The following is a 6,456-nucleotide window of genomic DNA, read 5'->3' as shown; positions in this document are numbered from 1 at the left end:
CGGCCGAGGTCGGCCGCACCCACGAGGAGCTCGTCGAACGCATCCTGCACGCCGGGCTGGCCTACACCGAGGCCGTCGACCGGGAGACCTCGCTGGTGGTCTGCAACGAGCCCGCCCCCGAGCAGGGCAAGGGCTACCTCGCCCGGCAACTGGGGGTGCCGGTGATCTGCGACGCGCAGTTCATGGACTACGTCGGCGCCGTCATCGGGGGCACCAGCATGGACGAATTCACCGACGCCAGCACGCTGGACCAGCAGCTGGCGCTGTTCTGACCGGGCGGCTTTGCCGTCCGGACTAGATCAGGGCCCGCCGCGCCAGTGTTCGATGCGGTGGTGGTCGGGGGTGAACCCGTGCTGCACACCCCACAGCACCGCCTGTGTGCGGCTCCCGACGCCGAGCTTGCGGTAGATGTTGCGAATGTAGGACTTCACGGTATTCGGGCTCAGGTAGGTCAGCCGCGCCACATCGGCGTTGCTCTTGCCCTGGGTGATCAGCGCCAGGATCTCTGCCTCGCGGTCGCTGAGGCCTTCGCCGCGGCCGGGCCAGTCGAGCCCGGGCGCACTGCGTGCCCGGCCGGTTATGTCGCTGACGATCACCTCGCCGGAATGCACGGCCTCTAGCGCGGCTACCAGCTCGCGGGCGGGCAGGGTCTTCGAGAGGTAGCCGTGCGCCCCATGTCGCCGGGCGCTCTCGACGAGGTCGGGGTGAAAGTTCCACGTGTAGACCACAACCCGGCGTGCGCGAGGGTTGGCGACCAAAACCCCGATCTCCTCGTGGTCGGATTCGGGTTGGGCAAATGAGTCGTATAAGACGATATCGACGGCGTCAGCGACGGGCATGGTGGAGTCGAGTTCGGCGATTACGACACGTTCGCGGTACGGGTCCAGCATGTTGGCCACGCCCTTCACGACGACGTCGTAGTCGTCGACCAGCGCAACGGTGATCGGCGCGCGAGGGGAAGGCGGCATATCGGCGAGATTACCTCCCTAGGGGTGTATTGCTACCCCCCTAAAGGGTGATCGACTGGATTCATCGCTGGCCCAACCAGATAGCCAGTCATCAACCTCAGTAGGAGGCCCATCATGATCATCCTCGGCATCATCGCGCTGATCGTAGGATTTCTGCTCAAGATTGCGGTGCTGTGGACCATCGGCATCATCCTCGTCATCGCCGGCGTGATCCTGGCGATCCTCGGTTCCACCGGACGCGCCGTCGGCGGCCGCCGGCACTACTTCTGAACGCCCGCAATCGAGACGCCCGACCTCGGGCTACGTGTTGCACGTCACGAACAAGCGTTTGCATTGACCGTGCCCGGGTTATTCGACATGTGTACGAGAGGAGCACGAAATGCCCACCTGGGAGTGGATGCTGATTGCGGTCTCCATCGTGATTGTGGTGGCAGTACTCGCCATCGCGGCGAAAGTGGCGAGCAGTCGCCGGAAAACAAACCGGCTGAAACAGCACTATGGCCGCGAGTACGAGCGCTTGGTGTCGCAGGCCGGAGATCCCAAGGTAGCGGAGCAGGAATTGACCGCCAGGGAACGCGAACGAAACAAACTCGACATAGTTCCGTTGACGCCATCGGCGCTGTCGGACTTCAGCGCCCGTTGGCAGCAGGTGCAGACCGGGTTCGTTGATAATCCGGCAACCGCCGTCGGTGTCGCCGATCGGCTGGTTACCGAGGTGATGCGTGAACGCGGTTATCCCATCGACGATTTCGAGCGACGGGCAGCCGACATCTCGGTGGATCATCCAGGGATTGTCGACAACTACCGCGCAGCGCACGGCATCCATTTGCGGGGCGATGTCAGCACCGAAGAGCAGCGGGAAGCGTTCGTGCATTATCGAGTGCTGTTCGAAAAGTTGCTCGAGACAACAACAAAAGACGATGCGTCACAGGAGGCAAGCGCATGACCACGCAAGATCGTTCATCGACTGATACCTACGACGAGTCCCAGCCCGCGGTCGCGGAAACCACCGGGCAGGTGGGTGATCACACCGCACCAACCGCGCCGGTCGAACCGTCGGCGCCCGCGAGTGCGCCGCCGGCCGTCGACGATGCAGCCAACCAAACCCAGGTCGCAACCGAGGATCGCTCGACCGCCCGCGCCGCGGACGAATCATCAACGGAGCAGCCGCTTTTCGCTGATAACGACCTCGCGGACTTGCGCGCGCGGTGGGCTGGTGTGCAGGCCGCCTTCGTCGACGACCCGAAGGATTGCGTGCAGAAGGCCGATGTTTTGGTCTCCGATCTGGTTGACCGGCTCGCGAACGGCTTCGCCCACGCGCGCTCGCGCCTCGAGGAGCAGTGGGCGCGGGGCGAGCAGGCGTCCACCGAAGACCTCCGCCTGGCTTTGATGCACTACCGCGACTTCTTTGAGCGGTTGCTTGCGGTGTAGCGCTGCGGCAGCCCACGCCCGTGCCGGCGAAGACCCTCCGCCAGCACGGCGTCAGCCGCGAGCGGCGCGGTTGACCGCCGACACGACCGCATGCAGCGACGCGGAGGTGATCGATGGCGCGATGCCGACCCCCCACACCGTGCGACCATCCACCGGGCCTGATGGGTGCCGACCCGCTTCGCCCGGCTGCGCCGCGCTCGCGATCGACACCGACGCCTCGACATAGGCAGCGGCCTGGGCGTCGTCGCCGGCGCTCATGGCGTGCTCGGAGTAGTCCAGGACGGCGACGTCGAACCCGACACGGCCCAGCGCGTGGACGAACGCGGCAAGGGGGCCGTTGCCCTCCCCGCTGATCTCGGTCTCCGCGCCGTTGATCTTGACGGTCGCGGTGATGCGGGTGACGCCGCTGTCGTCCTCGGCAGCGTCGACGCGCTGTTTCATCCGCTCCAGCGGCAACACCGGGGCCAGGTACTCCTCGGAGAAGGCATCCCACATCTCCTTGGGGCTGACTTCGCCGCCTTCCCCTTCACTGATCTTCTGCACCACCTGGGAGAACTCGATCTGCAGCCGCCGCGGCAGCGACAGGCCGTGATCGGCCTTCATGATGTAGGCCACCCCGCCCTTGCCGGACTGCGAGTTGACCCGGATCACGGCCTCGTAGGTGCGCCCGACGTCCTTGGGGTCGATCGGCAGATACGGCACCTGCCACAGCATGTCCTCGACGTCGGCGTCCGCGGCGTCCGCGTCGATCTTCATCTGGTCCAGGCCCTTGTTGATGGCGTCCTGATGGCTGCCCGAGAACGCGGTGTAGACCAGGTCCCCGCCGTAGGGGTGACGCTCGTGCACGGGCAGCTGGTTGCAGTACTCGACTGTGCGGCGGATCTCGTCGATGTTCGAGAAGTCGATCTGTGGGTCCACGCCGCGGGAGAACAGGTTCAGCCCCAGCGTCACCAGGCAGACGTTGCCGGTGCGCTCGCCGTTGCCGAACAGGCAGCCCTCGATGCGGTCGGCACCGGCCTGGTAGCCCAATTCTGCTGCGGCGACGGCGGTTCCGCGGTCGTTGTGCGGATGCAGGCTCAGGATGACCGATTCCCGGTTGGCCAGGTTGCGGCTCATCCACTCGATCGAGTCGGCGTAGACGTTCGGCGTGGCCATCTCCACCGTGGCCGGCAGGTTGAAGATGATCGGGTTGTCCGGGGTCGGCGCGATGATTTCGCCGACGGCGTCGCACACCTGCCTGGCGTACTCCAGCTCGGTGCCGGTGTAGGACTCCGGCGAATACTCGAATCGCCACCGCGTGCCCGGGTGCTTGGCGGCCTCTTCGACGCACTTGCGCGCGCCTTCGGTCGCGATGGCTTGTACGGCGGCCCGGTCGGCGCGAAAAACGACGCGGCGCTGCAGGATTGACGTCGAGTTGTAGAAGTGCACGATGGCCTGCGGCGCACCGTCGCACGCCTCGAAGGTGCGCTCGATCAGTTCCGGCCGGCACTGGGTGAGCACCTGGATGGTGACTTCGTCGGGGATGGCGCCGTCGGTGATGATCTCGCGGACGAAGTCGAAGTCGGTCTGGCTGGCCGACGGGAAGCCCACTTCGATTTCCTTGTAGCCCATGCGAACCAGCAAATCGAACATGCGGCGCTTGCGCGCCGGGCTCATGGGGTCGATCAGCGCTTGGTTGCCGTCGCGCAGATCCACCGCACACCACAGCGGCGCATGAGCGATGACGCGGTCGGGCCAAGTGCGGTCGGGCAGCCGGATGGGCTCGACCTCGTCAGCGAAGGGCCGGTACCGGTTGACCGGCATCGACGAGCGCCGCTGCGGGTTCCATGCGGGTTGTCCGGGCGCTGGTGGGCCGGCGGGCTGAAGGATCATTCGTGTCGAGCTGAATGCGTCGGGATTGGAAGTCACGGTAGTTGCTCCGGGGATTTCAGAAGGGAAACTTCAGACCGGCGCATCGCGAACCCCCGCGACGGGAAGCCGGTCTGGATCAGGCCCCGTCGCGGCGTCCGAGGAGGAGCACCCGCTGCACGTCCCAAACTTTACCGCTTTTGGCGCTTTGGCAAAAATTGCGCCGAGACGGCAGCGAATGCGTAGGCCGGCGTACGCGGTATCGCGACGTAAATCACCATGCGGTGGCACGTATTCTGTTGTGGACTTATACCCGAAATCTGAAATGCCCAGGCCGGAGAGGCAGGAATAACGTGGCGCTCGTCGTGCAGAAGTACGGCGGATCCTCAGTGGCGACCGCCGACCGGATCCGGCGGGTGGCCGAGCGCATCGTCGCTACCAAGAAGCAGGGCAACGATGTAGTCGTCGTCGTCTCCGCGATGGGCGACACCACCGACGACTTGATGGATCTGGCCCACCAGGTGTGTCCGGCGCCGCCACCGCGGGAGCTCGACATGCTGCTGACCTCGGGTGAGCGAATCTCCAATGCACTGGTCGCAATGGCGATCGAATCGCTGGGTGCGCAGGCCCGCTCGTTCACCGGTTCGCAGGCCGGAGTGATCACCACCGGCACGCACGGCAACGCCAAGATCATCGAGGTGACTCCGGGACGGCTGCGGACCGCGCTCGACGAAGGGCGCATCGTGTTGGTGGCCGGATTCCAGGGTGTCAGCCAGGACACCCGGGACGTGACCACGCTGGGCCGCGGAGGTTCGGACACCACGGCGGTGGCCCTGGCCGCGGCGCTGCGCGCCGATGTCTGCGAGATCTACACCGATGTCGACGGCATCTTCAGCGCCGACCCGAGGATCGTGCACAACGCCCGCAAGCTGGACACGGTCACCTTCGAGGAAATGCTCGAGATGGCGGCTTGCGGCGCCAAAGTTCTGATGCTGCGCTGCGTGGAATACGCACGCCGCTACAACATTCCGGTGCACGTCCGGTCCTCCTATTCGGAAGACCCGGGCACCATAGTCGTCGGATCGATCAAGGACATAGCCATGGAAGACCCCATTCTGACCGGAGTCGCGCACGACCGCAGCGAGGCGAAGGTGACCGTCGTCGGCATTCCCGACATCCCCGGATATGCCGCTCGGGTCTTCCGGGCGCTCGCCGATGCCGACGTGAACATCGACATGGTGTTGCAGAACGTCTCCAAGGTCGAGGACGGCAAGACCGACATCACCTTCACCTGCTCGCGCGACAGCGGACCCACCGCGGTGGCCAGGCTGGACGCCCTCCAGGACGAGATCGGATTCAGCCAGCTGCTCTACGACGACCACGTCGGCAAGGTGTCGCTGATCGGGGCGGGCATGCGCAGCCATCCCGGGGTCACCGCCACCTTCTGTGAGTCCCTGGCCGAGGTGGGCGTCAACATCGAGCTGATCTCCACGTCCGAGATCCGCATCTCGGTGCTGTGCCGCGACACCGAACTAGATAAGGCGGTCGTGGCGTTGCACGAGGCGTTCGGGCTCGGCGGCGAGGAGTCGGCGACCGTATACGCGGGGACAGGTAGATAAATGGTTGCCATTGGAGTTGTAGGTGCCACCGGCCAGGTCGGCCAGGTGATGCGCCGATTGCTCGACGAGCGGGACTTCCCCGCGACGTCGGTGCGGTTCTTCGCGTCTTCACGCTCGCAAGGCCGCAAGCTGGGATTCCGCGGCCAGGAAATCGAGGTCGAAGACGCCGCGACGGCGGACCCGAGCGGCCTGGACATCGCGCTGTTCTCCGCCGGCAAGACGATGTCGCTGGTACAGGCGCCGCGTTTCGCTGCGGCCGGGGTGACGGTAATCGACAACTCGTCGGCCTGGCGCAAGGACCCGGAAGTGCCCTTGGTGGTATCCGAGGTGAACTTCGACCGCGACGTCCGGGATGCGCGCTCCCTGCCCAAAGGCATCATCGCCAACCCGAACTGCACCACGATGGCAGCGATGCCGGTGCTCAAGGTGCTGCACGAGGAAGCCGGGCTGCAACGCCTGGTGGTGTCCAGCTATCAGGCGGTATCCGGCAGCGGGATCGCCGGGGTCGAGGAGCTGGCCACGCAGGCGCGCGCGGTCATCGAAGGCGCTGAGCAGCTGGTGCACGACGGCAGCGCGGTGCAGTTCCCGAC

At 65.6% G+C, this 6,456-nt stretch carries 8 protein-coding genes; 6 read left to right on the top strand and 2 right to left on the bottom strand.

Translation table 11 applies throughout. From position 1 onward, the window contains the following. Positions 1-272: BRCT domain-containing protein (locus VFW69_RS23370; RefSeq protein ID WP_526505090.1), on the top strand; the 272-nt coding region annotated here is incomplete at its 5' end. A 27-nt stretch (positions 273-299) separates the two neighbouring features. Here the strand turns inward: VFW69_RS23370 and VFW69_RS23365 are convergent. Further along, positions 300-968 carry a response regulator transcription factor gene (locus VFW69_RS23365; RefSeq protein WP_526505088.1) on the bottom strand — a complete coding sequence of 223 codons (669 nt, stop codon included), beginning with the start codon at positions 966-968 and terminating at the stop codon, positions 300-302. Positions 969-1,082: 114 nt separating this feature from the next. Here VFW69_RS23365 and VFW69_RS23360 point away from each other — a divergent pair, with 114 nt between their 5' ends. The 3 genes from VFW69_RS23360 (at position 1,083) to VFW69_RS23350 (ending at position 2,399) form a co-directional block, all read left to right on the top strand. Then, on the top strand, positions 1,083-1,238 hold the full coding sequence (locus VFW69_RS23360; protein WP_172826388.1) for a DUF6131 family protein: 156 nt from the start codon (positions 1,083-1,085) through the stop codon (positions 1,236-1,238). Between the two features lie 109 nt (positions 1,239-1,347). Next, positions 1,348-1,914 carry a hypothetical protein gene (locus tag VFW69_RS23355; protein WP_526505085.1) on the top strand — a complete coding sequence of 189 codons (567 nt, stop codon included), beginning with the start codon at positions 1,348-1,350 and terminating at the stop codon, positions 1,912-1,914. Beyond that, a complete protein-coding gene (locus tag VFW69_RS23350) occupies positions 1,911-2,399 on the top strand; it encodes a hypothetical protein (protein ID WP_526505083.1) in 489 nt (162 codons plus the stop codon). Before VFW69_RS23355 ends, VFW69_RS23350 begins: the two co-directional genes overlap by 4 nt. 51 nt (positions 2,400-2,450) lie before the next feature. On the opposite strand, the gene leuA is transcribed toward VFW69_RS23350, so the two are convergent. After that, complete coding sequence (leuA, locus tag VFW69_RS23345) at positions 2,451-4,271, bottom strand: 2-isopropylmalate synthase (RefSeq protein WP_526505092.1); 1,821 nt, start codon at positions 4,269-4,271, stop codon at positions 2,451-2,453. A gap of 329 nt (positions 4,272-4,600) precedes the next feature. On the opposite strand from leuA, the gene VFW69_RS23340 reads away from it, so the two are divergent. Beyond that, entirely contained in the window at positions 4,601-5,866 is a 1,266-nt protein-coding gene (locus tag VFW69_RS23340; protein ID WP_526505081.1) for an aspartate kinase, read from the top strand. Next, a partial coding sequence (locus tag VFW69_RS23335) for an aspartate-semialdehyde dehydrogenase (protein ID WP_526505079.1) occupies positions 5,867-6,456 on the top strand: 590 nt, incomplete at its 3' end.

This window comes from Mycobacterium sp. (assembly GCF_036273375.1).
In the GTDB taxonomy this organism is placed as follows: Bacteria; Actinomycetota; Actinomycetes; order Mycobacteriales; family Mycobacteriaceae; genus Mycobacterium.
Note: the sequence above shows the minus strand (reverse complement) of the source record. Positions and strands in the feature narration are given on the sequence as shown.